This window comes from Bradyrhizobium sp. P3_C3, assembly GCF_056402655.1.
Genome location: NZ_JBFUGY010000010.1, coordinates 1 through 24,748, shown reverse-complemented (window position 1 = coordinate 24,748; position 24,748 = coordinate 1). Strand labels below are relative to the sequence as shown.

Here is a 24,748-nt window from a genome sequence, read left to right as displayed (position 1 = left end):
GAGACGTTGCACCGCTCTTTCCAACGTCATTGCGAGCGTAGCGAAGCAATCCAGAGTCCCTCGGCGGAGGCAGTCTGGATTGCTTCGTCGCTGCGCTCCTCGCAATGACGATGGTGAGAGCCTACCGTTCCGCCCGCCCGATCACCGCCATCAGCTCCGCGATCTTCTCGCGCTGATCGGCCTTGTCGCCGCTCGCGATCGCGTGCTCGACGCAATGGGCGACGTGATCTTTCAGAACCTCTTCCTCGACCCGGCGCAGCGCGGCACGCACGGCCGAGATCTGCGTCACGATGTCGATGCAGTAGCGGTCCTCCTCGACCATTTTCGAGAGGCCGCGAACCTGACCCTCGATCCGGCCAAGACGTTTTCCGACGGATGCCTTGATGTCCTTGCGCATGCGTTCTATATACCCCCCTAGGGTATATGTTGCAAGGCCGGAGCATGGCAATGAACGACGCCGAAAACGGGCACCATCACACGTCGGAAACACCGTCCGGATGCGGCTGTTCCGCCAAGGCCACCCCCAAGGCTGCTCCCGAGGCCGCCCCGCCAGCCGACAAGCCCGCGGCGTCCTCCTGCTGCGGCGGGCGCGGCGATCATGCCCAGCACCACGCGCATGACCATGGCGCCGCCGCGACCACAGTCCTCGATCCCGTCTGCGGCATGACGGTCGATCCCGCGACCTCGAAGCATCACCACACACATCACGGCGAGACCTTCCATTTCTGCTCGGCCGGCTGCCGCACCAAATTCGCCGCCGATCCCGCAAAGTATCTCGCCAGAGAGAAGGCGCCCGAACCCGAGATGCCCGCGGGCACGATCTACACCTGCCCGATGCATCCGGAGATCCGCCAGGTCGGACCCGGCAGCTGCCCGATCTGCGGCATGGCGCTGGAGCCGGAGGTCGCGAGCCTGGACACCGGCCCCAATCCCGAGCTTGCCGACATGACGCGGCGGTTCTGGATCGGTGGCGCGCTGGCGCTACCGGCGGTGGTGCTGGAGATGGGCGGCCATCTCGCCGGCCCTCACGACTGGATCGATCCGGCGCTGTCGAACTGGATCCAGCTCGTCGTCACCACGCCCGCCGTGCTGTGGGCCGGCTGGCCGTTCTTCGTCCGAGGTTGGCAGTCGCTGGTCACCCGCAACCTCAACATGTTCACGCTGATCGCGATGGGCACAGGCGTCGCCTATGTCTACAGCGTCGTCGCGACTGTCGCGCCGCAGATTTTCCCGGCGACCTTCCGCAGTCATGATGGTGCCGTTGCCGTCTATTTCGAGCCCGCCGCTGTGATCACCGTGCTGGTGCTGCTCGGCCAGGTGCTGGAGCTGCGCGCCCGCGACGCGACGTCGGGTGCGATCAAGGCGCTATTGCAGCTTGCGCCGAAGACCGCGCGCCGCGTCGATGCCGATGGCGGCGAGCACGAGGTCGAGATCGATGCGCTCCACGCCGGCGACCATTTGCGCGTCCGCCCCGGCGAGAAGGTGCCAGTCGACGGAATTATCCTCGAGGGACGCTCCGCGCTCGACGAATCCCTCGTCACCGGCGAATCCATGCCGGTGACCAAGGAGACCGGCGCAAAGGTCATTGCCGGCACGCTCAACCAGTCGGGCGGCTTCATCATGCGCGCCGACAAGGTCGGGCGCGAGACGCTGCTGTCGCAGATCGTGCAGATGGTCGCGGACGCGCAGCGCTCGCGTGCGCCGATCCAAAGGCTGGCCGACCAGGTCGCGGGCTGGTTCGTGCCGACCGTGATCGCCGTTGCCATCGCCGCCTTTGCCGCCTGGGCCTGGTTCGGACCGGAGCCGCGGCTGGCGTTCGGCCTCGTTGCCGCCGTCAGCGTGCTGATCATCGCCTGCCCCTGCGCGCTCGGCCTGGCGACCCCGATGTCGATCATGGTCGGCGTCGGCCGCGGCGCGCAGGCAGGCGTCCTGATCAAGAACGCCGAGGCGCTGGAGCGGATGGAGAAGATCGACACGCTGGTGGTCGACAAGACCGGCACGCTGACCGAGGGCAAGCCGAAGGTGGTCGCGATCGTTCCGGCTGCCGGCTTTGCGGAGAACGACATCCTCCGTATTGCCGCCAGCGTCGAGCGCGCCAGCGAGCATCCTTTGGCCGACGCCATCGTGCGCGCCGCGAAGGAGAAGCAACTCACCCTCGCTCAGGTCGAACAGTTCGACTCGCCGACGGGCAAGGGCGCGACCGGAATAATCGACGGCAGAAGCATCGTGCTCGGCAACGCAAGATACCTGGGGTCGATCGGTATCGACACCGGGGCGCTCGATGCCGAGGCCGAACGCATGCGCCAGGACGGCGCCACCGTGATCAACATGGCCGTCGACGGCAAGCTGGCCGGCCTGTTCGCGATAGCCGATCCGGTCAAGGCCTCGACCCCGGAAGCGCTGAAGGCGCTGGCCGATGAAGGCATCAAGGTCATCATGCTGACCGGCGACAATCGCACGACGGCGGAAGCGGTGGCGCGCCGGCTCGGTATCGCCGAGGTCGAGGCCGAGGTTCTGCCGGACCAGAAGAGCGCGGTGGTGACGAAGCTGCAAAAGGCCGGGCGCAGCGTCGCGATGGCGGGCGACGGCGTCAACGACGCGCCGGCGCTGGCGGCCGCCGAAGTCGGCATCGCCATGGGCACCGGTACGGACGTGGCGATGGAGAGCGCCGGCGTGACCCTGCTGGGCGGTGACCTCACCGGCATCGTGCGTGCGCGAAGACTGTCGCAGGCGACCATGAGCAACATCCGGCAAAACCTGTTCTTCGCCTTCATCTACAACGCCGCCGGCATTCCGATCGCGGCCGGCATCCTCTACCCGGCGTTCGGCATCCTGCTGTCCCCGATCATCGCCGCGGCGGCGATGGCGCTGTCCTCGGTGAGCGTGGTCGGGAATGCGCTGCGGCTGCGCGCGACGAAATTATGAAGGAACTGCGTAGCCCGGATGGAGCGAAGCGAAATCCGGGATCCTGCCCACATATTGGCACCGTCCCGGATTGCGCTTCGCTCCATCCGGGCTACGGTTCACGGGACACAGGCGAGACGCGGGGAGCATCTGATGCAGCGGATTACGATCACCATCGAGGACGATTTGTTGGCGGAGATCGACGCGGCGGCGGAAGCGCGCGGCTACCAGAACCGCTCCGAGATCATCCGCGACCTCGCGCGCGCCGGCCTGCAACAGAGCACCGAGGACACCGCGCAGACCGGCCCCTGCGTCGCCGGCCTCGTCTACGTCTACGACCACGCCGCGCGTGATCTCTCGAAGCGCCTGGTGCAGGAATTCCACGGCCACCACGAGCTCGCGCTGGCCACCCTGCACGTCCATCTCGACGACAACAATTGCATGGAGATGACGGCGCTGCGCGGCGACGCCGGCGAGGTCAGGCATTTCGCCGACCACATCATCGCCGAACGCGGCGTCCGCTACGGCCGCGTGGTGATGATCCCGACCGGTGAAGGGAAGCAGGCGAAGGTGCGCAAGCACGGGCACCGGCACGAGTAGGAGCGAGTCGCACACGCGCTTGACCCTCTCCCCTTGTGGGAGAGGGTGGCTCACCGCGCAGCGGTGAGACGGGTGAGGGGTATTTCTCCGCGAATTCTGAACTCGCGGAAGCACACCCCTCATCCGGCGCTTCGCGCCACCTTCTCCCACAAGGGGCCTGTTGCGTTATCGGCTTTTGAGGCTGAAGACGTCAGGAGAGAATGCCCTGGTCCCGGCAATTGCCTGCCAAGATCTGTAGTTGTCGCCCTGAGCGGGCAGCTCACGCGGCGATCGTGGCCCACCGCCTCATGTTGAAGGCGATCGAGGCGAGCAGGACTTGCCCGGTCGCCTTGATCAGACCGACGTAGCGGATGCAGGTCAGCCGCATGCGGCGTTTGAGAGTAGCGAAGGTGGTCTCGACCTGGGCTCGTCGRCGCGCGATGAGGAGGTTGTAGCGTTTGAGCCTGGGCGGCAGYTCCGGRTGATGTCTGTTGGGCCGACGAGCGATGCGGGGCTTCTTGCCTTCCGCCTTCAGCCGGGCCCGTCGGGCATGGGTGTCGTAAGCCGCATCGGCCCAGACCACGGCTTCATCGCCGCGRATCAARGCGTCCGCCGGTGTCGTGTCGTTGATGTTGGCCGGTGTGGTCAGTACCGCGCGGATCAAGCCGGATCCTTCGTCSACACCSACATGRGCCTTGTARCCGAAGGTCGAGCCGCTTTTGCCCTGCCGTTTGGCAAACCGGGCATCAGGGTCGTTTGAGGGGCGATCCGCCTTGGGCGGAGCCGAGACTGCCTGGATCAAGGTCGCATCCAGCATCGTGCCGCGCTTGAGGATCACGCCAGCATTCTCAAGCTGACGATCCAATTCGCCAAACAGCTTCTCCAGCAGGCCTTGTTCAACGAGCTGGTTCCGGAAGCGGTTCAGGACCGTATGGTCGGGCGTCGCATCCTCAAGGCTCAAACCGACGAAGCGCTTGAACGACAACCGGTCGCCCAGCGCTTCCTCGAGTTCGCGCTCCGAAGACCATACAGCGACTGCAACAGCACAGCACGAAACAGCACCAGCACCGGATAGCCTGGACGACCGGGGCTCCCTTCATCCCGCAAATGGCCGATCAGCTTCTCGAACCGGTACCACTTGACCAGGCCGGCCAGCCGATCCAGCGCCGCATTGGCGCCGGCTCCCTTCGGCATCAGTGCTTCCACAAAGCTCGGCTGTCCCGTCCGCTTGACCGCCATCGCTACCCTCCAAGGCTTTGCCCTAGGGAATCACAATTGACGAATTACGCAACAGGCCCACAAGGGGAGAGGGTGCAGCGAGCTCGCTGCACTATCTCCGCAAACCTCAGAACGGATCCGTCCCCAGCCCCGGCACATCCGCCGGCCGCGGTCCCGGCGCCGGCCAGTGAAACCGGCGGTCCTTCTCGGCAATCGCGATATCGTTGATCGACGCCTCGCGGCGCCGCATCAGCCCGTGCTCGTCGAACTCCCACTGCTCGTTGCCGTAGGAGCGATACCACTGGCCGCTGGCGTCATGCCATTCGTACTGGAAGCGCACCGCGATGTGATTGCCGTCGAAGGCCCATAGGTCCTTGATCAGGCGATACTCCCGCTCCTTCTCCCATTTGCGGGTGAGGAACGCGACGATGGCCTCCCGGCCCTGGAACACCTCCGAGCGATTGCGCCAGCGGCTGTCCTCGGTATAGGCGAGCGAGACTTTCACCGGATCGCGCGAATTCCACGCGTCCTCGGCCATGCGCGCCTTTTGCGCGGCGGTCTCACGGGTGAAGGGTGGAAGCGGCGGGCGCGACATGGTGGCCTCATCGGTTGGTCCGGGCCGCAATTTATCGCCGCAATTGGCGGAGTCGATAGGCCATCACCTATCGGCCGATCACTTATCGGGCGATCAGGAAATCAGATCGGCCTTCATCAGGGCGCGGATCGATTTCGGGATCGGCTGAGCGCGGCCGCCGCTGATGAAGGCGACGCGCACCTCGGCTTTCACCAGCACGTCCTCAGCCCGCCGCACCTCCTGCGCCAGCATGATGGAGGCGCCCTTCACCGCAACCGGCCACGTCACGACGTCGAGCACGTCGTCCATCCGCGCGGGCTTCAGAAAGTCCAGATGCATCGAGCGCACCACGAAGGCAAAGCCCGCGCCCTCCGTTTCGACCTGGTCGAACAGCGCCTGCTGCTCGGCGCCCATCAGCCGCAGATGATTGGTGCGCCCGCGCTCCATGTAGCGGAGATAATTGGCGTGATAGACGATGCCGGAAAACCCTCGCTTGCCGACTTAGGTACAGCGGGATGGCCGTTCTCTGCGGCGATCTGGGCAACCGACCGCTTCGCGGGCAACCGGCCCAACCCTTCCAGCGCCGCCACGTTCACATATGGCGTGAACTCATAGGGCATGCGCTTTCCCGTGGGGTGCACCACGATGCTGTCGATCAGATTGCGCACCTCATGCATGGTCTCTGGCGCGTCCGGGGCGGTCACCATCCAATGATGAACCTGCATCACTCTCTGCCGAAAGATTTCCCTAAACTTCGGGCTATCAGCCGCCACGAACGGAACCACCTTGCCGCCCTTCTCCGATGATGACGGGCCGCCCAACTGATGCAGCCGCTCATCGAGCGAGGCGCGCTCCACTTCTTTCGCGCTGATTTTTTTGAAGAACGCCTCCGGCGGATTATCCATCTTCATCGTCGCATCAACGAGCCGGTCGATGTCAAGGTTCAGGGCATTGAGCTTGCGCTCGACCAACTTGCGCTCGCTGTCAGTTTTCGCACCTGATTTCCTTTTGCCGCGCCAAGCCGCCATTCCCCTCTTGATCGCTTCATCGCTCGCTAGATTTTCTTCCCAGCTATCAGTTATGCCCGCCATCAGCTTGGCGATGTCATACGTCTTGGTGTGTTCGCAGGTCCGATGCTGATGCGCAGCGGCGCAGGCAACGCGCCCGGTCCCGTCACGCGATTTCTGGGCAATGCGCATGTGACCATTGCACGACCCGCATCGCAGCATGCCAGACAAGAGCCAGTCGCCACGCTGCACGACCGGGCGACGAACGACCCGGCCACCTTTCCCAAACATTTTGACCGCGCGACCAGTTCGCACCGCCTGCGCTGCGTCCCAGAGGTCTTGATCGATGATGCGCATCTCCGGCTTCACGACCACGGTGTGCTCCCCCTTCGGTGCCGGACGTTTCACCTTCCTGCGGGTGTCGGGGTTCTCCTCCGTCGTGTGAGTATTCCATTCGATTTCGCCGATGTACTTCCGATTGCCGAGGATGCCCTTGGCGTACATCCCGCCGACGAATGCTTGGTGGTTCCAGATCGTGCAGCCCTCATAGCGGCTGTCGCGATGGCTGGCTGGCGTGGGAATTCCCTCACGCGTCAGGTCAGCAGCTATGTCACGCGGCGACCGCTCCAGAACGCCGTACTCATAGAAGATGCGCTGCACGATCTTTGAAGTCACCGGATCGGGCTCGTGCACACCCGGCTTGCCGGGCACGGAACGATAGCCATAGGCCACTGCACCGGGAACGAGCCCTTTGGTGAGCAGCAGCTCTTGCCCGCGCTTGACGTTGATCGCACGGCTCTCGTTGTCGAGCGTCGAGACCAGCCCATGGATGGCGATGTCCTTGTCGCTCTGCCATCCCTTCTGCGTCAAAATCCCGACGCGATAATAATTGCATGCCCTTTTGAGAATGCCGGGATCGACGCCATCGCGCGACAGGCGGTTCAAGTCCTCAGTGATGACGACATCGAATTCCTTACGCTTGATCGCGGCGACCATCGCAGCATAGCCATCTCGACCGGCAACCGATTTCCCCGAGCGTGCACTATCGGAAAACACCGCAACGATGCTCAACCCGTTTTGCTTGGCGAGCTTGTCGCCTGTCAGCTTCTGCCCTTCGATCGAAGTCTCTTTCTGCATTACGCTCGAATATCGAGCGTAGATTGCTGCCGTCTTATACTCCGCCGCCTTCGTCGCCATCTTTCACGTCTCCAATAATTGGCCCGATCCGGCCGTCACATTCATCGCGAGCAATTTGCCGCCCGATCGCTTCTGCGATGGCCATCCATTTTTCCTTGTGGATCGGATGGTCCCATGACCGGAGATCGGATGGATCAAGCGGTCTAATTTTCGCGCTGGGCTTCTTTCCTTTAGCTCGCAAATCGCTCTCCGCTCAATTTACGCGGGAATTTCGACCCGGACGACGACTAAAATCCCCAACCTTTTCATGCCTTTACAACCTCGTCCGTTGCGGTTGTCCCGCTCGGCGCTGCAAATCGGTCCTTGTGGGGGGATGAGAAGGGCCACGGCAGCGGGCTCGTCCAGATTTCGCCGCCGTGGCCCCCTTTGCCCGTGCCCCGGTTTGCCGCCGGTCACTGGGCTGCAGGCCGTTGTTTCTGTCCCGCCACCACCTGCCTGCTGGGCAGCGTCTGGCCCTTCTTCGGCACCCGGCCAGCTCGAGTCGAAGCCTTACGCCGAAGCCCTTGCGCGCTCGCCACCTTCGGTGACGTGCACGATCTCGCTCTGCTGCTGCCGCATCTTGGCGACGAGCCCATGCAGGCGCTCGGTCTCGTTGTGAACGTAACGGCAGACCGAGGCATGCCCGTCGATCTCGTGCTGCATCTTCGCGGCGCTGATCAGCATGAGCTGCTCCATCTCATCCAGCTCGGCGCGGAGCGCGGCGAGCGCCTTGCCGTTCTGCTCGCTCATGCCGACGACGATCGCCTTGACCGCATCGCGCGAGCTGTCGCCATAGCCGGGCGGCTCGATGTGCTCGGGGGGATCGTGCCGGACAGCATCGGGCTTCTCGGGCATCGACCACAGCTCGCGCGGTGCGCCGCGCATTGGCGCGGGCTCGCCATTGAGCCTCATCTCGGGAAGTGTCTCAGCAGTTCCTTGCATCGTTCGTCTCCTGTTTGTCGATCGCTGAAAAATGGCCGAGCCGGCCGAGGCGTCGCGTCGCCAGCATGCCCAGGTAGGTCCGCGCCCTCCTGAGCTTGATGTGCATCACGTCGGCGACGCGCTGCTCCGACATGCCAAGCGCATGCAGGCGTCGCGCGACGATGGCGCGGGCCTCGACCACCTCCTCCGAGCGGCTGTCGCTCTCGATCAGAGCGGGGTCGATCTCGTAGTCGGCCGCGACCTCCTCGGCGATCGCACGGCGCAGCGCGCGCGGCGTCAGCGGCGAAATCGGCACGATGCCGGACGTATCGATGATCTCAACCATGTGGCGATCCCCCTTCACTGGATGGTCTCGGCGAAAAAGCCCTTGTTGACCCCGGTCATGAGCACGTAGTTGCAGCCGCGCACCTGGATGTCGGTGACGGCGTTGCACTCCTCGCACCTCCCGGCCAGGAAGAACTTGTTGGGCACGCCCATAGTCTGACGCGAGCCGCAGCGGCGGCAGGTGAATTTCTGGTGCACGGTGTGCCCGGCCTCGATGTACTTCGATGCCTGCTGCACCACTTCGGTGAACGGGAAGTCTTTGGTCGTCATGGCTATCCTCCTCACTGTTGTGGTTTGCCTTCGCGCAGCCAGCGCTCGGCAAGCTGCAGTATCTTGATCCACTGGCGCAGGGTCTCTGGCTGCCGGACGATGTCGTTGGCGACGGCGCGCACACTGCGCTGGCCGCCGCTTGTGGTGCGCTCCAGCTCCACCCTCATCACTCCCCCTCGATCGGTTCTTCGGCGGCGTAGCTCGGGTCGCTCAGAACGTCGGGACGGTAGCGGCGCATCTTCTCGCGGTGGCATTTCGGGCATGTGCGGCAAAGCTCGATGCCGCGCGCGTCGTACTGCCACGCGCTGTCGAGCCCGCTGCCGCAGGGGCAAGGCATTGTCCGCATCATCAGCGGTCTCCCGCTTCCGCAGATGCCAGGGCGACCGCGCCGCCGTCGGGGGCTGGGGGGCAGTTCGACGGCAGCGCGGTCTCGGCGGGGGATGCAGCCTCCGCCGGTCCAGTGGCATCACCCTTGCTGGACCTCTTGGGATCGGCAGGCGTCGCGGCTGCAATCGCCTCCTCGATCGAACTCTTGTCGAAGCCTTCGCCAGTCGGGCCGCGCAACCGCTCGCGCAGCTTCGGCGAGGTGTCGCGGCTCACGTCCTTCATCGGCTCGGCAACGCCCTCGGTCTCCTCGACCTCGCCGCGCGCATAGACGCCGCCGAGAATGTCGGGGCAGAAGATGCGGCACCAGTCGCGACAGGTGTCGTAGAACATCTGCACATCGGGCTTGCGCACCCACAGCGGCGAGCCCTTGATCTGGCCGCGCTCATTCGTCCCCGGCCGCAGGTCGCCCAGCCGCTCGCTGGTGATCTCGCGCACGATGGTCTCGCCCCTGAAGACGCCCCACACGCGGCACGTGCGATCGTCGCCAGTGCCAATGATCTCGTACTGCAGCCGCTCCTTCAGCGGCGCCTTCGCCTCGATCACGGCATGGTAGAACTGGCTCTCATAGGCGACGCGGCCGTCCTTGCCGAGATAGGTCCAGTTAGCCAGGGTGAGCGGCGAGATGTTCAGCTCGATCGCGCGGACGATGATGCCCCAGCATCCGCCAACGTTGCCACGCAGCCATTCCGGCAGCATCGGACCTGCGGTCGCCATGATCTTCGCCGCCTCCGCGATCTGCATCGCGTTGGTGAAGTCGAAGCCGAAGTCCGCGATTGGCACGTGAGAGGTGCGGTCGGAAAGCACCTTCTCGACCTTGCCCTCGGCCAGATCGCGCCGCGTCACCCGGTCGCCATCCATCGGGCGGTCGCCCGGGAACGATTGATCGCTCATGTCACCTGTCCCTGTAGCCGTTGATTGCTTCCGACACGCGCCCGTGGTCGGTGCCGAACATCACCGCGATCTCCATCAGGCCGAGATGCCGGTTCGCAGGATCGGCGGCGAACGCGCGCATCCTGGCCCTGACCGCCGGGCTCATCCTGGGCTTGTGCGCCCTCACGCGCGGGCGCTTCGACGGCTTGCGCTTGGTCTCTTCGGCCAGGACATGGAGCTCGGCCGCGATCTCGGGATCGGCGACGAGGTCGGCCAGCTCATGCAGGCGCGCGCGAATGGCGGGGATCGTTTTCATGCGGCCTCCCGCAGCTCGAATTTCAGCCGCTCATCGATCTGCGTCCGCTTCCAGTCGGGCAGATCGACATACTCGGCATCGTCGCGATCATCACCGGGACCGGGCCAGACGCCGGAAGACAGGCAGTCGGCGAAGGTGCGCATCGCGGCGCGGTTCTGCTTCATGCCGCGCGCGATGTCCTCGTCCTTGAGCTGCTGGGCGCGCACGCAGAACGGCGCCGATTTCTCGACCCAGATCAGCGTGAAGGAATTGGCCTCCAGGCCCAGCGCCATCGCGCCCTCAAGGACAAGCGCGGCCTGCTGATGGTAGCCGAACGTGGCGACCGAGGACTGCAGGTCGCGGTACAGCACCGAAGGGGTGGTCTTCAGGTCGGTGAAGTCGCCGCTATCGTTCGGCGTCACGTCCGGCCGGGCCTTCAGCCAGAGCCCGGTCTCCTTGTCCTTCCAGATCAGGCTGCGCTCGATCAGCCCGTTCAGCGCGCCCGCCTGCACCAGGGGGAAGGAGCCAAGCGAGATGGCCATGCCCTTGATCGCCTCGACCTGCGCGGCAGTCACGACGGTCAGGCCCTCGCGCTTCCTCGCGGCCAGCCAGTTCCTGCATTCCTTCAGGTGGCCGTTCCACGCCCTCCCGTCGAGCCTCTCGGGCCGCACCACGAACTGGTCAGCGAAGCCGATCTCGGCGGTCAGCAGGTGATGGGCGGCCCGGCCCAGGACGAACGCCTCGCTGTCGCCCTCCGCCACCCGCGCGGGGTTGAGCGCGCAGTGCGCCCAGGCATGTGCCGGACTGCCGTCCCACAACTTGCGCAACACGGTCGAGGACACGCTCGGGCCGTCGCAGATGTCGCCGCGATGGTAGGCGGGAAGCGGCAGTTTCGTGTAGAGGCCCGGCTGCGTGATCGCGTTGCCGTCCCAGCGAATGCTCTGGATCATTGGGTGTCCTCAACGATGCTGGTCGGCTTGCCCATCACGGTGATGTTGAGCGCGCCGCCGCGAAGCTGCCGCAGCAGATCGTCGGCCAGCTCGGTGGCGCGCATCTCGGTGCCGCAGGTGAACACCAGGGCGACGCGATTGCCCTGCTGCTCGATATCGATCCGGTGTCCCAGATCGGGATGCGAGAAGCCGCGATCGGTCATGGATCAAAACCCCAGCTCTCGAACCCATGCCGGGAAAGCCACTCGTGCGACGCCAGCCGCACGGGCAGCGGCAGCGACGGGATCGCGGTGCGCAGCTTGTGCAGCGTGATCAAGGCCACGTCGCGGTTCGACGGGCGGTGCCCGTACTTGGCGGAAAAAGCGATCAGGGCATCGACCCCCGCGGTGACCGCTGCATCGCGCTCGGCGATGTAGGCGACCATCCCATCGTGCTGGCCCCGCATCGTCAGACCCTCAACGTGTCGAGAATTTCGGTGCGGTACTCGTCCATCAGCTCGACGGCGAGCACGCCGATCTCGTCCATCTCGCCGGTCTTTTTCAGCTTGGCGACTTCGGCCAGCATGGGCGCCGAATGCGCTTCAGCCAGCAGCGCAGCGGCGAGAGCCCTGCCAATTGCAGCGATCGATTTGTCAGACATGACGCGATGTCCCCTTCCAATTCGAGGATGATAGCGCGCCTAAAAATTTGCGGGCGTCGCCTCGGCGACGCTCTCATGCAAATAAATCCCGTGTAACGCGATCTAACGGAGCGCCGGAGGCGCGTAACGATCAGTGTTTGTCGTGGAGATACACGGGAGGTCGCGCCATAGGCGCTCCCGTATCCACAAAACAGATAGTAGTTATTAAAACTACTGCGCGCGCACACGCGATTGCATAGACCGTGCCAGTCGCGTCGGCGTCGTTCCGAAAACCAGAAAAATAAATGATGTAACGGAAGTCGCCTAACGGAATGTGGCGACGGCTGGGCAGCGATCACGCACACCGTTAAGCGCGTGCGACGCAGCGAGTAACATCGGCGACGCTAAAACTCGCCCTAACTTTTTTTCGCGCTTGATTTTCGATTTGCGCGTGGCGCAACATCAGCGACGGCTGTCCATCATCACTACGAGAGATGACGATCGCGCGCATCACCAGCGCGTGACGCCGCTCGCGCGCAAAAATATCGGGAGATACCGAATGGCAAAGGATGCCGCAGAAAACACCCCATCAGCCGACAACATCAAGGACGCGGTCGCTGCGATCGAGAAGATCGACGCGGAGCTCCTCCAGGAGAAGATGGCCTACATGAAGCGCTGCAAGGTCATCCGCGACCGCCGCGCCGACCAGTTCGATCACGCCGCCGATCGCGGCATCCGCAAGAAGCTCCTGAAGGCCAAGATCAAGGAGCGCGGCCTGCGCCGCAAAGCCGACGCCGTCACCGACGACTTCGAGGACGACGACCGCGACGAGTACCTGATGCTCAGCGAGAAGCTCGGCGACTTCGGCGATCTGCCCCTGGGTCAGGCGGCACTCTCGCGCGCTGAAGGCAGGACCGCAGCACAGGCGTGACACCATGCCCGTGCTCGCCCTCGACTTAGCATCTCGCACTGGCTGGGCCGTCGGCGAGCCGGGCCAAAAACCAACGCACGGCTCGATCCTGTTCGCCAAGCCGGGCGCCTCTCACGAAGCAATCTTCTCCAATGCATGGGGCTGGATGTACAGCATGCTCGCTGACTTCGGCCCGAGCACCGTGGTTTGGGAAGCGCCGATGCCGACATCGTTCAGCCGCGGAAGAAGCAACGTCAACACGACCACGCTGCTCTACGGGCTCCCCGCCGTGATCGGCGCCTGCGCCTATCGCTGCGGCCTCTATGACATCCGGAAGACCGACACCCGCGACGTGCGGCTCCACTTCATCGGCTGCAATCCGAAGCGCGACAGGGCGAAGTCGATGGTCATGCGCCAGTGTCGCGCCATGGACTGGGAAGTCGAGGACGACAACGAGGCGGACGCACTCGCAACCTGGCACTACATGTGCTCGCTCATCCGGCCGCAGCTCGCGCTCGTCACCACCCCTCTCTTTGCGAAGGCGTATCGGGCGTGAACATGCACGAGCCGGTGACATCGTTTGCGGTCCACATGGAAGCCATCGCGGAAGAGCTGCTGGGCGCACCAAATGTGCGGCTCTCATCCGAAGGCGATCGACGCTACGGCAAGCACGGCTCACTCTCGATCGACGTGGAGACCGGACGCTACTACGACCACGAGAGCAAGACCGGCGGCGGTGTGCTCGATCTCATTTCACGTGAAACGGGACGCGATCATAAAGCGGCGATGCAGTGGATGCGCGAGCACGGCTATCTGGAGCAGCGTGAAAAGCAGAACGGCGCGCATGGCGCGCAGCAGCTCGGCAAAGAGGTCGCGCACTACAGCTACACCGACGAGAACGACGAGCTGCTGTTTCAGGTCGTGCGGTTTGAGCCGAAGACGTTCCGGCAGCGCCGCCGCCCGAAGCCCGACGATCCACCGGACAAGATCAAGCACGGCTGGGTCTATGCCGTGCGCGGCATCAGACATGTGCCGTATCGGTTGCCGGAGCTGATGGAGGCCATCGCCAACGGCCACACCGTGTTCGTGGTTGAGGGCGAGAAGGACGCCGACAATCTTGCAAAGCAGGGCGCCATCGCCACGACGAACCCCGGCGGTGTCGGCAAGTGGGGCGACCACCTCACGGCATTCTTCCACGACGCCGACGTGGTCATCATTCAGGACAACGACCCCCAGGCAAAGAACCCCGACCCGCCGAATGGCGACGGCGCGCTGCGCTGGCACCCGGATGGCAGACCGGTGCTGCCCGGTCAGGATCACGCCCAGGAGGTCGCGAAGGCGCTTTCGGGCACCGCCGCCAGGGTGCGCGTACTCGATCTCGCCCGGCATTGGCCGCACATGCCTTCCAAGGGCGACGTGTCCGATTGGATCAAGGCTGGCGGCACGCCCAACACGCTCCACGCGTTCGCCGACGCGACGCCGGACTGGTCACCGACGCCGTTCCGCTCGCGCTTCGGCGGCATGCGCTGGGAAGAGATCGCGGTCCTGGGCCATTCGTCGGGCTACGGTTGGCTGATCGAGGACATCGTCCCTCTGGACGAGATTACCCTCATCTTCGGGGACAGCGGCAGCGGCAAATCGTTCGGCACCTTCGACATGTCCATGGCGGTGGCGCGCGGGCTCACCTTCATCGGCAGGAACACCGAGCCCGGATTGGTGGTCTATGTCGCGGCAGAGGCGGGCAAGGGCTTCAGCAAGAGAAAGCTCGCCTACGTCATCCAGCACGAACTGACCTACAGCAAGGAGCCGATCCCCTTCTATCTCTGCACCAAGCGCCCGGACTTCTTCAGCTCCGACGACGATCTCACCGCACTGATCGCCGAGATCGAGGCGGTCGCCAAGACCTACTCGCAGCGGCTGGTGCTGATCGTGGTCGACACCCTCAGCGCCTTGGCACCCGGCATGAACGAGAATGCCAGCCAAGACGTGTCGATCGTGCGCAAGCGGCTGGTGACGCTGCGGCAGCACTTCGGCAGCGCCGTGATCCTGGTCCACCACAAGCCGAAGGGCGGGGCCACCCCGCGCGGACATTCGTCGCTCACCGCCGATTTTGAGACCACGATCGAATTCGAGATCGTGGCCGACAGGCGGACCTCCATGGGCGGCAACATCCACCAAGCCACCGTCCGCAAGCAGCGCGAGGGAAAGTCGGGCATCCGCTGGGAGTTCACCTTGCCCGTGATCAGCGTCGGCCGGAACAAGTGGGGCAACGAGGAGACCTCGTGCGCAGCGGTCGCCTTCGATGCCAGCAACAAAGAGGAGCGCGGCGGCTATCAGGCCACCAGCAACCAGCGCCTGCTTATGCATGCCCTGTACGACGCACTGGCCGAGCACGGCGTGCCACCGCCCTTCCCGCTCCCGGCCAGCATCGGCAAGGTGGTCAATTTCGCCTACGTCCGCGACTTCATGCGCAGCAAGTTTGTCGATGGCGACCCTGACGTGAAGGCCGCCGACAATCGCTTCCGGGGTGCCTTCAAGCGCGCCGGGGACCGGCTGCGCGATGCGGGCGTCATCGGCGTCAACGGAGAGTTCTGGTGGGCCACGGGCAAGCCGGTCGCCGGGATGGGAGGCTGATCATGCGGAAGGCTCCTAACAAGGCGCACGCAGTGAAAAAACACAGAGAGCAATGACTTACAGGCGCGCGTAACGCGATGTAACGGTGCCGCCTAACGGAATGAGGCAAAACCATGAGGCTGATCTTCGACCCTGCCGGACCGCTGTAGGACGGCTTCCCCCCACGAATTCGCGTCCTTCAAAGGACCCAGGCTGGGGTCCACCATTCGACGATCCTGGGGGGCGTTCGCGCCCAACAAACGGCACAGTGGTCTGTTTTTGATCTTGCGAACCAAATAACCGGCCGGGCATTTTACCCGGTATGGCTACTCGACAGAAAGAGCGCACATACCGCCTTCAAGTGCATCTGTCAGATGACGAGCAGCGCGCTATTGAAGACTTTCGTTTCCGAAACCGCCTTCCGAGTAAGGCGGCTGCTGTTAGGGAATTGCTACGGCGCGGCCTCCTGAGCGACGACAGGGAAAACACTTCAAAAGTGTCCTGAGGAGTTTAGAAGGGCCGCCCTAACTCCCGTTGGCCGACTGACCGGAACACTTCTGCGGGATACGCATGTTTCTGGAACAGGTAGCGCGGTCGGCTGCCGCCGCAAACGAAGCAGGGTGCGGAACTATGTGTGAAAAGTGCGACGATATCGACACGAAAATTATCCGCTACAGGCGGATTGCATTCCAGATCAACGACAAGATGGTTCACGACGGGCTTGCCGACCTAACAGAGAAAATGTTGGCTGAGAAGGCCTCGTTTCATCCCGATCAGGACAAGAAGTAACGCCGCCTCAGAACGCCGTTAAATGGGCGCAGATGTTTGTCCAAGCCGAACTTGAGCACAACATGCTGTCTGCGCACTCGGACAAGCGGGCAGTTGCCGATGGCGCCGGCGGGGCGCTTCTCGCCTTTAGGGCCTCGCGGCATATCTAGTCCTCAAGGACGGATTTCGTGGCGTCGAATATCTGCTCGGCGGTACCCTTGATCGTGCCCTTCTCCCAAGCCTGAAACACGGCCACGTAAGCGGACTTATAAGCAACATCGTCGGCAGAAAAGTAAACGTCGCCGGTGGCAGGGTCTAAGACAAGCGCCCCTTTATCAATACATATTTCCTCGATTAGAACTAGGCGCACTTCGTGTTCGGCTAGATGACGCTTTACAATGCTCATTGGAACTCCATGCTTTGCGCTAAAAATAGCAGGCAGGCACTGAAACGCCAAATAATGACGCGGTCAGGCCGCAGGTCAGCGGCGACGCCGCTCTGAGGCAGTCGCGTCGGCACCATCGGCACCGTGACGGAGCGGGACAACGGTCGCGGGCTCGCGCGTCTTATCGGCTGATCGTTTGGTGTCCTGCAGCGCTTTCAACCCCATGCGGGCATGGCGGGCAGCGTTCTGATCGCCCGATTTTTCGATTTCCTCGAGCGCCCAAGTCAAATACTGCACGGCGGCAGAATGAGCCTCAGTATCGCGGCGATCTGTTATTGCGATCCGTTCTAAGACTTCCGCGCTACCTCACCTTACAGCGGACAGATGGCTGGGTCGGTTCAAACCTGAACACAAGCGCGACAGGCAACACGCGTCGCCGCGCCAGCGGTCACGGCGATTGGCAAGGCGCTGGGCACTGCGACGACTGACGTGTTCATCATCGATCCATATGCCGACGCCAAGGTGCTGACCGACTATGCCGTGCTCGCGCCCGACAACGTGTCGGTTCGGCTCTTGGCCGAAGCAGCTATGGCAAGTCGCTGAAGCCAGCGTCGGAACACTGGGCGCAGCAGATGAAGTAGCCGCTTGCGGCGCGGACCAGTGCACCGCGCAGCCCGCATGATCGGCTGATCCTGATCGACCTCGCCGACAAGATCGAGCGGCAACTGGGCAGGTGCTGAAATGACCGCTCTCATTCCCAAAAGCTGGCGCCAATTCGTGGTGGAGCGCGCAGCGATGAGCTATGGTCCTTCCATCGACGCGTCGCCATGTGTGCTTGCTCCAGGCTTTGTGGCGCTGATCGGAAGGGGTGGTGCCGCACGGCGCCGCCCCTTTGCCGTTTCAGGGGCGGCTGCAAGCTGGGCTGATTAATGGAGGGGATGGCCATGCATGACATAAACGACGCCACCGGGATCGAGTACGGCCCCGAGACCGCCGATGCACTGAGCGAGTTCGAATTCGAAGAGGTCGCCACCAACGTCGAGGAGCGGTTTCGCCGTGCCTATGACGCCAACAAGGTCGGCAGCGCCAGGGTCGAGAGCCAGATGGATTATGAGCTGGTCTCACTGGGCTGGTGGCTGGTGATCAAGCGCCTCGGGCTCGCGCTGTGGATCGGCAAGGACAAGCCCGCGATCGAGAGCGGTGATCTGCTGCGCATCAAGATCAGCAAGAGGGTCTTGCCGCATGTTCAAAATTGAAATGGACTTCAAGGAGCTGGAACAGGCGGCACTTCGGATCGGCGCGGCGGCAGATCAGGTGCCCTATGCCCTTGCCCTGGCGATGAACCGCTCCGCCGACGTCACCCGGAACCTGCTGATCAAGAGCACGTGGCCAGCTCACGTCAAGCAGCGCAATGCGTCCTTCATCGCGGCATCGCTGACCACACGGGATGCACGGGCGCGCAAGCAGTCGCTGTCGGTCGAGATATACGACAAGCTGGATCGCGGTAACCTGCAGATACAGGCCAAAGGCGGCACCCGGTCGCCGCATGGCGGCTCGAACCTCGCCGTGCCAGCCAGCAACGTGCCGAAGACCTCGCGTGGCGTGCCCGCACGATTGCGTCCGAAGAACATGCCGACCGCCGTCCGCAAGGGCGACGTGCTGTATGCGAAGGACAAGAAGGGCCGCCTGCGCCTTCTCTATGTTCTGAAGCATCAGACCACGATACCGAAGCGCGTCCCGTTCTATGAGGACTTCGCCGCGTCGATGTCGCGCGAATTGGAGAGGACCATCCCGCTCGCTATAGCGAAGGCGATGGCCACGCGGAGGCGTTGAAACGTGGCGCACCTCATCAGGGCATGTGCACGGTGCGGCGCTGGCGTCAACGGCACAAGGCGCTATTGCGCACCGTGCGCCGATGAAAGGCGGATAGAGGCCAAGCAGAAGCAGAACCAGAAGCGCAAGCACCGCGTGCCGGATGCCGATGCTGTTCGCTACGTCGGCACCAAGCGAGGCATGTTGAAGGTGCGCAGGGCAATGGCAACGCGGCGGGCCGGTCGGGGAGCGGGCAAACGTGATGAGATGCAGTGAGATGCCCAGAACCCAAACCCGCACCACGGGCCGCCCTATTCGATTTTCGGGTCCCTCGGGGGCCAGGGCTAAACGCGGGGACCGCGCGACCGCACAAACCCTGCATATTTGCGTTTTTCGTTTTTCGATGTTTGTTTGCCGCATCTGCTTTTCAAAAGGCACGCCAGATGCGGCGCATTGATCTGTTTGAGGCCACAATGCAGGGCTGGTCGAGGCTCAATCCGGCGCAGCGCGAGCGGTTTTTCCAAGCGGGCCTGAAGGCGGCGCTGCGGCTCGACAGGCTGGAGTTTCGAGCTTGGCTCCTGCGACGGGTCAGGACCTCGCCGCTCTCCCCTCCGATCGATCTGGCCCGCTTCACGATTTCGGACGCCGATATTGCCCACCTTCTGAGGACGGCGCGCAATGCACCGGGCAGCGAAGCTGCCGCCGAGCCGGACAGGGACGAGGCCAATGGCGGCTAGAAGCCGCAGGCAAACTTAAGAGGGAAGAGTTGTGATCTAGTTCACATCCTGGACCCAAAGATAAATGATACCTTGAAACTAATGGTGCAGATCAACTCGAACAACGAGGGTTGGATCATGTCCGCCATATTCGACTTCCTCTACCGCGAATACTGCCGTGCCCGCCTCGTCGAAATGCGGAAGCAACTTCTGATCTCGCCTGAAAGGCATGAGGTCCCGGAAGCGATTTGCGATGCTAAGGACGCTGTCGGCGAGCAGGGCAATGACAGGCGCGGCATCACGGCATCGCGCCATCAGCACGTCGAGCGCCAGCGTTCTCGAAACCCTTTGCGGTCCTCTCGACCGACGCTGGTCTGATGATCGCCAGCACCTCGTCGGTGACGGGGCGCTGGTCGCGATCGATCCGGCTCGCTTAACGATTTCGGATGCCGATATTGCCTTGCTGCTGAAACAATTGCCTTTGAGGGCGGCGATGCCGATGGCGACAAGATCGCGCGACCCGGCAAACGAGGTGTGGTGCTCATTTGTGGACTTCAAACTACCACCCCGGCAAAGGACCCCCTTCGCCGGGGGCCGTAACCATCACTACTCTGCCTTCGGTGCTTCAACCGCAGCCGGTGCATCCGCCGGAGCCTCCACAGCCGGAGCCTCCGTAGGAGCTGTCTCCACAGCCGGAGCTGCCTCTGGTGCCTTCACAACTTCCTCTACCGTTGGTTCATCTGGTGTCATTGCGATCACTCCTCGGGAGGTTGGGGAAAACCGGCGTGGGCACCTCCCATAAACCTCCCAAAATCGGGCGGGTCTCCGTCACCGATGGATGCCGAGAATAGAGCGGTGATGGAGATACTGTTCCGCAAAACAACGCGAGCTAATGGTCAAAATTGCTCATTCATGAAAATTAAAACGAAACGGGATTTTGCCATCAGATTAGGACGGCATCACGTCATCGCGCCATCACCACGTCGAGCGCCAGCGTTCTCGAAACCCTTTGCGGCCTTCTCGACGGACGCTGGTCTGATGGTCGCCAGCACCTTGTCGGTGACGGGGGGCTGGTCGCGATCGATCCGGCTCGCTTAACGATTTCGGATGCCGATATTGCCTTGCTGCTGAAACAATTGCCTTTGAGGGCGGACTATGCCGATCGCGGGACCGGGCTGTAGGAACGCTTCCGCCCGCGTTCGTCTGGTCCGCGAGCCACCTTGGGTCTACGGAACGTCTTTTCCGATCCGGATCACACGCGTTTCGGACCCAAACAGGGTCGGAAGGCTGCGGTACAATGTAGCGACCCAAGCAATGCCCACCAGGAGAACGATACCTAAGACGCTGACGAGCATCTGGGCGACGATGCCGCCTGCAACCTGCACTAGGATCCAGTGAGCAGCAAACGACAGCAAAACGCCCGAGCAGAACACGGGCAACGAACGTTGACCACACAGGATCAACGGGCGCAGCCATTTTGAGGTGAGCCCCGGCACATCCGGCGGGAGAACATGCAGCAGTACGACCATCAGTGCGAAGAAATGCGTGAGACGCAGCGGATCGAGATTGGTTTTGTCGATGGGATAAATCGCGTGAATTAGCGCCTGCGGCACAAATCGCTCCAACGTTGGCACGTGCCACGTCATCACGATCAGGAACGCAAAGACGAGCCATGCCACTGCGACGACCGTGACGGCCGGGCGGGACAATGCTGCTGTCCTTACGGTGGGACCGCCACCAAAGCCACACCAAATGCCGACGACGAACAAGAACTGCCAGGCGAAAGGATTGAAGTACCACTTGCCGCCCGGAAACGAAGGCAAATTCCAATCGAAATGTCGAGCTGCGAAGTAGAGAACCGCAGAGCAGAGCAGCGTCCAGTTCGGCCGACGCAGCAGGCCCCACAGTACCGCTGGCGCCGCAAGCACCAGCACGATGTAGAGGGGCAGGACATCGAGGTTGACTGGCTTATACTTGAGCAAAAGGGCCTGCCCGATCATTATATCGGTACGGTCGAGAAACTGCGCGACATTGAACTCGTCCTTGTACATCGGGTTGTCAAACCGAGCTGCGGTGCGAGCAATCTGAGCTATGAGAAGCAAACATAAGAAAATATGGGCAACGTAGAGTTGCGATGCACGCGTCCAAAGGCGCTTGGCCGCAGCGAGAAGCTGGTCGGCTTTGACCGCTGGTCCGTAGGAAAATCCGATCGAATAGCCGGAAATGAACACAAATATTTCGGCTGCGTCACTGAAGCCGTAGTTGCGAAGGGTGAACCAGTTCAGGAAGTTGTACGGAATATGGTCTAGGAAGACCATCCACTGACCGATGCCTCGCAATAGATCAAGCCGCAGGTCACGTTTAGCGGGACCTGCTAGAACAACGGTGCGAGCCTCGCCAAGGTTCTCGTGCATGCTCCAAACCGTTCGCTGCGTAGGCAAAACAAGGCCAAGAAAACCGACACCTACTTCCTAACTCCGATTGTGCAGGCTCATTCTTCGATCCTACATTGATGCAGATCAAAGATGCCGCCGCGCCCGCAAATTTCGATTTTGATTTTTGGGGTTTCGTTCCGCTGAAACAGGGCAAGAATTGATGGATGAGCGCGTCAAAACTGCTCCCGGCCCCGCCTGGACGATCGAAACACGCCGGGTCAACGAGCCGATCCCATCGCCTCGCAATGCGCGGCTGCACTCTGACGCACAGATCGAGCAGATCGCCGCGTCGATCTCGCAATTCGGCTTCACAGTCCCGCTGCTCGTCACCGAGGACGACACCATCATCGCAGGGCACGGCAGGCTCGACGCAGCGAAACATCTGGGCTTGCTTGAGGTGCCGGTCATCGTTGCACGCGGCTGGACCGACGCCATGATCCGCGCATACGCGCTGGTCGATAACCGCTTGCCCGAGCTGGCGACGTGGAACCTCGACCTTGTGAAGCTGGAGGTCGAGGCGTTGCGGCTCACCGACATGCCGATCGACCGCCTGGGCTTCTCCGACAAGGATTTGGGCAGCATGCTCGCCGCCCGGCAGTTTCACGACGAGCAATTGGTCGACCCGCTGCAGGGCACGATCGACAATCGGGGCGACCTTCTCGCCCGGCTTGAGATCACCATCGCCGATCCCCGCCACGCCATCGAGCGCGGTGACCATTACCGCCTGGGCCGTCGTCATCACCTCTTGTGCTGCGGCGTCATGGTCGAATGGGAGCGCTGGAAACCATTGCTGACCGGCACCACCATCTTTTGCCCGTATCCTGGGCCGTTCGTCGCCTTCGGCGAGAAGGCCGACAAGTACGATCTGTTGCTGGTGCAGCCGGACCAGTACACCGCTGGCCACATCCTCGACCGGTACGAGGACATCCACGGCACAGGCTCCGTCGTCAGGATCACCAATGATTAGAACCGGCGGCAATTGGGACCCGGAAGCGTGGCCCATCTATTTCATCGCCAGCGAGCCCAAGACGCTCGCCCATGCATACACCGTCAACAGGCACCTGCTGGTCGCCGTCAATGAGATCCACACCGACGAGCATTTCGGCATGCTCGATACCTTCATCGCCGCCGGGACCGATATCTTCATCGACAGCGGCGTCTACAATCTCGCCACCAAGCACGCGCACGCGCACCGCATGTCGATGGACCGCGCATTGTCGCTCGCGCCGGACGACATCGACGACTTCACCGACCTGTTCGACCGGTACGTCGCGATTGCTCGCCGCATCGGCGATCGGGTCTGGGGCTATATCGAGATCGACCAGGGCGGGCGCGACAATAAAATCAAAACGCGGACCAAGCTCGAAGAGATGGGCCTGCGCCCGGTCCCGGTCTATCACCCCTTCAATGACGGATGGGATTACTTCGACTATCTGGCCGAGCGGTACGATCGCATCTGCTTCGGCAACGTCGTGCAGGCAGACATGGAGACCCGGCGGCGCTTGATCGCCACCGCCTGGGAGCGGCGGCGCAAATATCCCAGGCTCTGGATACACGCCCTTCTGTAATGGGCCCGATGATGTCAAGCCTCCCGAGTGAACGCCACGCCGCCGAGCTCATGCTTCTGTTCGTGGTCGACGCCTGGCCGCCACATCATGCTGTCAGAGGGAGCGGTGAGCCTATCTAGATACGCGTGGTTCGTCGGACGACGGCCACTGGGCGTGTAACGGCTTCACCGCATCCACCGTCCCGGCGACGGGACTTCGGGCACCGGGCTTCAGTTCATCCCGGTTGCGTTCTTGATCTCCTCCACGTCTTCTATGCTGCGATTGAGCCCGCTTCGGCCCATCGGTAAGTCGTGCCATCGACCCAGATCCGATGCAGGATCACTGCGAGCTTGCGTGCCAAGGCGACCTTTGCGCGCTTCGAGCCTCTCCGCTTGGCGACGTCCATCCCCCAGCGTTTGAGTTTTGAGAACCGCGTGATGCGCGATAGCAGAACGTTGGCGGCTTCATACAAGGCCGTCCGCACCGTCTCATCGCCGGCCAGCGTGATTCCGCCCGTGACGTCCTTTTCTCCCGATTGATATTTCTTTGGCGTGAGCCCGAACAGCGCGCCTGCTGCCTTTGACTTTACAATGCGATGAGGATCATCAATCGCCGATTTGTAGGTGATGGCCACCAGGGGACCAACGCCTGGTACTGTCATAAGCTGGCGGCAGACTGCATCATCACGCACAATTGCCAGCACAGCCTTGTGTAGTCTTCCGTATTCTGCCTTCAGGGCCGATCGTGCCGAAAGCATCGCACCAGCAATGCGCTCCAATGTCGCCTGGCCTGCAACCAACTCTCGAATCCGCGCTTCGAAATTCCTTCGCGTCACCGGGCCGACCTTCAGACCGAAGCCGCGCAAAATCCCTCGGATACTTAATTCTACATCGATCAGCCGCCCGAGAAGCTGTTTGCGTGCGATCAGGAGTGCCCGGATCTCTTGCGCATCAACCGACTTTGCGTGTACCTGCCGAAACCATCCCATCCGGATCAACTGGGCGATCCCGCGGGCATCCTTGCGATCCGTCTTGACCGTCATTGCAGATAATGCGGCCTTCACGTGCCGCGTTTCCAGCAGAACTGTTTCAAATCCTGCACCTTTCAGGCCTGCATGCAGCCATTGCGACAGCGGCCCAGCCTCCAGCCCGATCCGCTTCACTGCAAAGCCGAGCGTCTCAAAAAACTCAACTAAGGCGTCGGGTTCGCTTGCGACCTTCGCTTCCTTCAGGATCTTACCCTGGGCGTCCACAACACACACGCTCGACAGTTCCAATGACACGTCGATTCCGGCATAATTCTCCACGGCTGTCCTCCGTCTCCAGATGCTTGGGGCCGACTCAAGTCGTGACCCCGTTTCATCATCTATCGGGGGACAGCCACCATCATGACCCCTTGCTCCGGAGCCGGGCCCATTACCGCATCTACCGGGCCCATTACCGCATCTA

At 62.7% G+C, this 24,748-nt stretch carries 31 protein-coding genes and 1 pseudogene; 13 read left to right on the top strand and 19 right to left on the bottom strand.

Translation table 11 applies throughout. The features are described 5' to 3' along the window. Nucleotides 1-121 precede the first annotated feature (121 nt). Entirely contained in the window at nt 122-397 is a 276-nt protein-coding gene (locus tag AC1DW2_RS13500; protein WP_007598521.1) for a metal-sensitive transcriptional regulator, read from the bottom strand. 50 nt (nt 398-447) lie between these two features. Here AC1DW2_RS13500 and AC1DW2_RS13495 point away from each other — a divergent pair, with 50 nt between their 5' ends. After that, nucleotides 448-2,925 (top strand): heavy metal translocating P-type ATPase, encoded by a 2,478-nt coding sequence (locus AC1DW2_RS13495; protein WP_477006291.1) that lies wholly within the window; start codon nt 448-450, stop codon nt 2,923-2,925. 132 nt (nt 2,926-3,057) lie between these two features. Beyond that, on the top strand, nt 3,058-3,504 hold the full coding sequence (gene nikR, locus AC1DW2_RS13490) for a nickel-responsive transcriptional regulator NikR (protein WP_247306320.1): 447 nt from the start codon (nt 3,058-3,060) through the stop codon (nt 3,502-3,504). A 259-nt stretch (nt 3,505-3,763) separates the two neighbouring features. Here the strand turns inward: nikR and AC1DW2_RS13485 are convergent. The 15 genes and pseudogenes from AC1DW2_RS13485 to AC1DW2_RS13415 form a co-directional block, all read right to left on the bottom strand. Then, nucleotides 3,764-4,722: pseudogene (locus AC1DW2_RS13485) on the bottom strand (IS5 family transposase). A 106-nt stretch (nt 4,723-4,828) separates the two neighbouring features. After that, entirely contained in the window at nt 4,829-5,296 is a 468-nt protein-coding gene (locus AC1DW2_RS13480; RefSeq protein WP_063981040.1) for a nuclear transport factor 2 family protein, read from the bottom strand. A 93-nt stretch (nt 5,297-5,389) separates the two neighbouring features. Beyond that, complete coding sequence (locus tag AC1DW2_RS13475) at nt 5,390-5,752, bottom strand: YbgC/FadM family acyl-CoA thioesterase (protein ID WP_477006372.1); 363 nt, start codon at nt 5,750-5,752, stop codon at nt 5,390-5,392. Continuing rightward, a complete protein-coding gene (locus AC1DW2_RS13470; protein ID WP_477006290.1) occupies nt 5,689-7,479 on the bottom strand; it encodes a recombinase family protein in 1,791 nt (596 codons plus the stop codon). Before AC1DW2_RS13470 ends, AC1DW2_RS13475 begins: the two co-directional genes overlap by 64 nt. Nucleotides 7,480-7,968: 489 nt before the next feature. Then, the gene (locus AC1DW2_RS13465; protein WP_477006289.1) at nt 7,969-8,400 is read right to left on the bottom strand and encodes a hypothetical protein; all 432 of its coding nucleotides are present in this window, start codon (nt 8,398-8,400) and stop codon (nt 7,969-7,971) included. Next, nucleotides 8,384-8,725 carry a hypothetical protein gene (locus AC1DW2_RS13460; RefSeq protein ID WP_477006288.1) on the bottom strand — a complete coding sequence of 114 codons (342 nt, stop codon included), beginning with the start codon at nt 8,723-8,725 and terminating at the stop codon, nt 8,384-8,386. The genes AC1DW2_RS13465 and AC1DW2_RS13460 overlap by 17 nt, the downstream gene beginning before the upstream one ends. Nucleotides 8,726-8,739: 14 nt before the next feature. Continuing rightward, nucleotides 8,740-8,994, bottom strand: coding sequence for a hypothetical protein (locus AC1DW2_RS13455; protein WP_477006287.1), 255 nt, complete (start codon nt 8,992-8,994; stop codon nt 8,740-8,742). 11 nt (nt 8,995-9,005) lie between these two features. After that, nucleotides 9,006-9,161: a hypothetical protein gene (locus AC1DW2_RS13450; protein WP_477006286.1), complete on the bottom strand. Its 156-nt coding sequence runs from the start codon at nt 9,159-9,161 to the stop codon at nt 9,006-9,008. Continuing rightward, the gene (locus AC1DW2_RS13445; RefSeq protein ID WP_477006285.1) at nt 9,161-9,343 is read right to left on the bottom strand and encodes a hypothetical protein; all 183 of its coding nucleotides are present in this window, start codon (nt 9,341-9,343) and stop codon (nt 9,161-9,163) included. Before AC1DW2_RS13445 ends, AC1DW2_RS13450 begins: the two co-directional genes overlap by 1 nt. Next, on the bottom strand, nt 9,343-10,272 hold the full coding sequence (locus AC1DW2_RS13440) for a hypothetical protein (RefSeq protein WP_477006284.1): 930 nt from the start codon (nt 10,270-10,272) through the stop codon (nt 9,343-9,345). The genes AC1DW2_RS13445 and AC1DW2_RS13440 overlap by 1 nt, the downstream gene beginning before the upstream one ends. Before the next feature lies 1 nt (nt 10,273). Beyond that, the gene (locus tag AC1DW2_RS13435) at nt 10,274-10,567 is read right to left on the bottom strand and encodes a hypothetical protein (RefSeq protein ID WP_477006283.1); all 294 of its coding nucleotides are present in this window, start codon (nt 10,565-10,567) and stop codon (nt 10,274-10,276) included. Beyond that, complete coding sequence (locus AC1DW2_RS13430; RefSeq protein WP_477006282.1) at nt 10,564-11,496, bottom strand: PD-(D/E)XK nuclease-like domain-containing protein; 933 nt, start codon at nt 11,494-11,496, stop codon at nt 10,564-10,566. The genes AC1DW2_RS13435 and AC1DW2_RS13430 overlap by 4 nt, the downstream gene beginning before the upstream one ends. Next, the gene (locus AC1DW2_RS13425; RefSeq protein WP_477006281.1) at nt 11,493-11,699 is read right to left on the bottom strand and encodes a hypothetical protein; all 207 of its coding nucleotides are present in this window, start codon (nt 11,697-11,699) and stop codon (nt 11,493-11,495) included. The genes AC1DW2_RS13430 and AC1DW2_RS13425 overlap by 4 nt, the downstream gene beginning before the upstream one ends. Beyond that, the gene (locus AC1DW2_RS13420) at nt 11,696-11,920 is read right to left on the bottom strand and encodes a hypothetical protein (protein WP_477006280.1); all 225 of its coding nucleotides are present in this window, start codon (nt 11,918-11,920) and stop codon (nt 11,696-11,698) included. Before AC1DW2_RS13420 ends, AC1DW2_RS13425 begins: the two co-directional genes overlap by 4 nt. Nucleotides 11,921-11,943: 23 nt before the next feature. Further along, on the bottom strand, nt 11,944-12,135 hold the full coding sequence (locus AC1DW2_RS13415) for a hypothetical protein (protein WP_477006279.1): 192 nt from the start codon (nt 12,133-12,135) through the stop codon (nt 11,944-11,946). A 538-nt stretch (nt 12,136-12,673) separates the two neighbouring features. Between AC1DW2_RS13415 and AC1DW2_RS13410 the strand changes: the two genes are divergently transcribed. The 4 genes from AC1DW2_RS13410 to AC1DW2_RS13395 all read left to right on the top strand — a co-directional run bounded on the left by AC1DW2_RS13410 (nt 12,674) and on the right by AC1DW2_RS13395 (nt 16,426). Beyond that, nucleotides 12,674-13,045: a hypothetical protein gene (locus AC1DW2_RS13410; protein WP_477006278.1), complete on the top strand. Its 372-nt coding sequence runs from the start codon at nt 12,674-12,676 to the stop codon at nt 13,043-13,045. Nucleotides 13,046-13,049: 4 nt separating this feature from the next. Further along, a complete protein-coding gene (locus AC1DW2_RS13405) occupies nt 13,050-13,580 on the top strand; it encodes a hypothetical protein (RefSeq protein ID WP_477006277.1) in 531 nt (176 codons plus the stop codon). A gap of 2 nt (nt 13,581-13,582) precedes the next feature. Beyond that, nucleotides 13,583-15,658 (top strand): AAA family ATPase, encoded by a 2,076-nt coding sequence (locus AC1DW2_RS13400; protein WP_477006371.1) that lies wholly within the window; start codon nt 13,583-13,585, stop codon nt 15,656-15,658. Nucleotides 15,659-16,207: 549 nt separating this feature from the next. After that, complete coding sequence (locus tag AC1DW2_RS13395) at nt 16,208-16,426, top strand: hypothetical protein (RefSeq protein ID WP_441267956.1); 219 nt, start codon at nt 16,208-16,210, stop codon at nt 16,424-16,426. Nucleotides 16,427-16,571: 145 nt separating this feature from the next. Here AC1DW2_RS13395 and AC1DW2_RS13390 read toward each other — a convergent pair whose 3' ends face one another. Further along, nucleotides 16,572-16,811 (bottom strand): hypothetical protein, encoded by a 240-nt coding sequence (locus tag AC1DW2_RS13390; RefSeq protein ID WP_441267955.1) that lies wholly within the window; start codon nt 16,809-16,811, stop codon nt 16,572-16,574. Between the two features lie 923 nt (nt 16,812-17,734). Between AC1DW2_RS13390 and AC1DW2_RS13385 the strand changes: the two genes are divergently transcribed. The 5 genes from AC1DW2_RS13385 (at nt 17,735) to AC1DW2_RS13365 (ending at nt 19,696) form a co-directional block, all read left to right on the top strand. Next, nucleotides 17,735-18,046: a hypothetical protein gene (locus AC1DW2_RS13385; RefSeq protein ID WP_477006276.1), complete on the top strand. Its 312-nt coding sequence runs from the start codon at nt 17,735-17,737 to the stop codon at nt 18,044-18,046. Beyond that, on the top strand, nt 18,033-18,623 hold the full coding sequence (locus tag AC1DW2_RS13380) for a hypothetical protein (RefSeq protein ID WP_477006275.1): 591 nt from the start codon (nt 18,033-18,035) through the stop codon (nt 18,621-18,623). Before AC1DW2_RS13385 ends, AC1DW2_RS13380 begins: the two co-directional genes overlap by 14 nt. Nucleotides 18,624-18,626: 3 nt before the next feature. Continuing rightward, on the top strand, nt 18,627-18,878 hold the full coding sequence (locus AC1DW2_RS13375; protein WP_477006274.1) for a hypothetical protein: 252 nt from the start codon (nt 18,627-18,629) through the stop codon (nt 18,876-18,878). Nucleotides 18,879-19,045: 167 nt separating this feature from the next. Next, on the top strand, nt 19,046-19,339 hold the full coding sequence (locus tag AC1DW2_RS13370) for a hypothetical protein (RefSeq protein ID WP_063982600.1): 294 nt from the start codon (nt 19,046-19,048) through the stop codon (nt 19,337-19,339). A gap of 81 nt (nt 19,340-19,420) precedes the next feature. Next, nucleotides 19,421-19,696 (top strand): hypothetical protein, encoded by a 276-nt coding sequence (locus AC1DW2_RS13365; protein WP_063982599.1) that lies wholly within the window; start codon nt 19,421-19,423, stop codon nt 19,694-19,696. A gap of 848 nt (nt 19,697-20,544) precedes the next feature. Here AC1DW2_RS13365 and AC1DW2_RS13360 read toward each other — a convergent pair. Continuing rightward, the gene (locus AC1DW2_RS13360) at nt 20,545-21,732 is read right to left on the bottom strand and encodes an OpgC domain-containing protein (protein ID WP_477006273.1); all 1,188 of its coding nucleotides are present in this window, start codon (nt 21,730-21,732) and stop codon (nt 20,545-20,547) included. Nucleotides 21,733-21,913: 181 nt separating this feature from the next. Here AC1DW2_RS13360 and AC1DW2_RS13355 point away from each other — a divergent pair, with 181 nt between their 5' ends. Beyond that, nucleotides 21,914-22,720, top strand: a complete 807-nt coding sequence (locus tag AC1DW2_RS13355) for a ParB/Srx family N-terminal domain-containing protein (RefSeq protein WP_477006272.1) — start codon at nt 21,914-21,916, stop codon at nt 22,718-22,720. Further along, a complete protein-coding gene (locus AC1DW2_RS13350; RefSeq protein WP_477006271.1) occupies nt 22,713-23,321 on the top strand; it encodes a hypothetical protein in 609 nt (202 codons plus the stop codon). Before AC1DW2_RS13355 ends, AC1DW2_RS13350 begins: the two co-directional genes overlap by 8 nt. A gap of 250 nt (nt 23,322-23,571) precedes the next feature. Here the strand turns inward: AC1DW2_RS13350 and AC1DW2_RS13345 are convergent, their stop codons facing one another. Continuing rightward, nucleotides 23,572-24,606, bottom strand: a complete 1,035-nt coding sequence (locus tag AC1DW2_RS13345) for an IS110 family RNA-guided transposase (protein ID WP_035716814.1) — start codon at nt 24,604-24,606, stop codon at nt 23,572-23,574. Nucleotides 24,607-24,748 lie beyond the last annotated feature (142 nt).

Excerpts from the sequence above, each read along its gene's own strand:
- AC1DW2_RS13390 (WP_441267955.1), bottom strand. The coding sequence starts at position 16,811 with ATGAGCATTGTAAAGCGTCATCTAGCCGAACACGAAGTGCGCCTAGTT.
- AC1DW2_RS13495 (WP_477006291.1), top strand. The coding sequence starts at position 448 with ATGAACGACGCCGAAAACGGGCACCATCACACGTCGGAAACACCGTCC.
- nikR (WP_247306320.1), top strand. The coding sequence starts at position 3,058 with ATGCAGCGGATTACGATCACCATCGAGGACGATTTGTTGGCGGAGATC.
- AC1DW2_RS13440 (WP_477006284.1), bottom strand. The coding sequence starts at position 10,272 with ATGAGCGATCAATCGTTCCCGGGCGACCGCCCGATGGATGGCGACCGG.
- AC1DW2_RS13410 (WP_477006278.1), top strand. The coding sequence starts at position 12,674 with ATGGCAAAGGATGCCGCAGAAAACACCCCATCAGCCGACAACATCAAG.
- AC1DW2_RS13360 (WP_477006273.1), bottom strand. The coding sequence starts at position 21,732 with ATGCACGAGAACCTTGGCGAGGCTCGCACCGTTGTTCTAGCAGGTCCC.
- AC1DW2_RS13470 (WP_477006290.1), bottom strand. The coding sequence starts at position 7,479 with ATGGCGACGAAGGCGGCGGAGTATAAGACGGCAGCAATCTACGCTCGA.
- AC1DW2_RS13395 (WP_441267956.1), top strand. The coding sequence starts at position 16,208 with ATGTTTCTGGAACAGGTAGCGCGGTCGGCTGCCGCCGCAAACGAAGCA.
- AC1DW2_RS13435 (WP_477006283.1), bottom strand. The coding sequence starts at position 10,567 with ATGAAAACGATCCCCGCCATTCGCGCGCGCCTGCATGAGCTGGCCGAC.
- AC1DW2_RS13415 (WP_477006279.1), bottom strand. The coding sequence starts at position 12,135 with ATGTCTGACAAATCGATCGCTGCAATTGGCAGGGCTCTCGCCGCTGCG.
- AC1DW2_RS13445 (WP_477006285.1), bottom strand. The coding sequence starts at position 9,343 with ATGATGCGGACAATGCCTTGCCCCTGCGGCAGCGGGCTCGACAGCGCG.
- AC1DW2_RS13355 (WP_477006272.1), top strand. The coding sequence starts at position 21,914 with ATGGATGAGCGCGTCAAAACTGCTCCCGGCCCCGCCTGGACGATCGAA.
- AC1DW2_RS13380 (WP_477006275.1), top strand. The coding sequence starts at position 18,033 with ATGTTCAAAATTGAAATGGACTTCAAGGAGCTGGAACAGGCGGCACTT.
- AC1DW2_RS13450 (WP_477006286.1), bottom strand. The coding sequence starts at position 9,161 with ATGAGGGTGGAGCTGGAGCGCACCACAAGCGGCGGCCAGCGCAGTGTG.
- AC1DW2_RS13405 (WP_477006277.1), top strand. The coding sequence starts at position 13,050 with ATGCCCGTGCTCGCCCTCGACTTAGCATCTCGCACTGGCTGGGCCGTC.
- AC1DW2_RS13465 (WP_477006289.1), bottom strand. The coding sequence starts at position 8,400 with ATGCAAGGAACTGCTGAGACACTTCCCGAGATGAGGCTCAATGGCGAG.
- AC1DW2_RS13455 (WP_477006287.1), bottom strand. The coding sequence starts at position 8,994 with ATGACGACCAAAGACTTCCCGTTCACCGAAGTGGTGCAGCAGGCATCG.
- AC1DW2_RS13350 (WP_477006271.1), top strand. The coding sequence starts at position 22,713 with ATGATTAGAACCGGCGGCAATTGGGACCCGGAAGCGTGGCCCATCTAT.
- AC1DW2_RS13400 (WP_477006371.1), top strand. The coding sequence starts at position 13,583 with ATGCACGAGCCGGTGACATCGTTTGCGGTCCACATGGAAGCCATCGCG.
- AC1DW2_RS13385 (WP_477006276.1), top strand. The coding sequence starts at position 17,735 with ATGCATGACATAAACGACGCCACCGGGATCGAGTACGGCCCCGAGACC.
- AC1DW2_RS13500 (WP_007598521.1), bottom strand. The coding sequence starts at position 397 with ATGCGCAAGGACATCAAGGCATCCGTCGGAAAACGTCTTGGCCGGATC.
- AC1DW2_RS13460 (WP_477006288.1), bottom strand. The coding sequence starts at position 8,725 with ATGGTTGAGATCATCGATACGTCCGGCATCGTGCCGATTTCGCCGCTG.
- AC1DW2_RS13425 (WP_477006281.1), bottom strand. The coding sequence starts at position 11,699 with ATGACCGATCGCGGCTTCTCGCATCCCGATCTGGGACACCGGATCGAT.
- AC1DW2_RS13370 (WP_063982600.1), top strand. The coding sequence starts at position 19,046 with ATGCGGCGCATTGATCTGTTTGAGGCCACAATGCAGGGCTGGTCGAGG.
- AC1DW2_RS13365 (WP_063982599.1), top strand. The coding sequence starts at position 19,421 with ATGGTGCAGATCAACTCGAACAACGAGGGTTGGATCATGTCCGCCATA.
- AC1DW2_RS13420 (WP_477006280.1), bottom strand. The coding sequence starts at position 11,920 with ATGGTCGCCTACATCGCCGAGCGCGATGCAGCGGTCACCGCGGGGGTC.
- AC1DW2_RS13480 (WP_063981040.1), bottom strand. The coding sequence starts at position 5,296 with ATGTCGCGCCCGCCGCTTCCACCCTTCACCCGTGAGACCGCCGCGCAA.
- AC1DW2_RS13430 (WP_477006282.1), bottom strand. The coding sequence starts at position 11,496 with ATGATCCAGAGCATTCGCTGGGACGGCAACGCGATCACGCAGCCGGGC.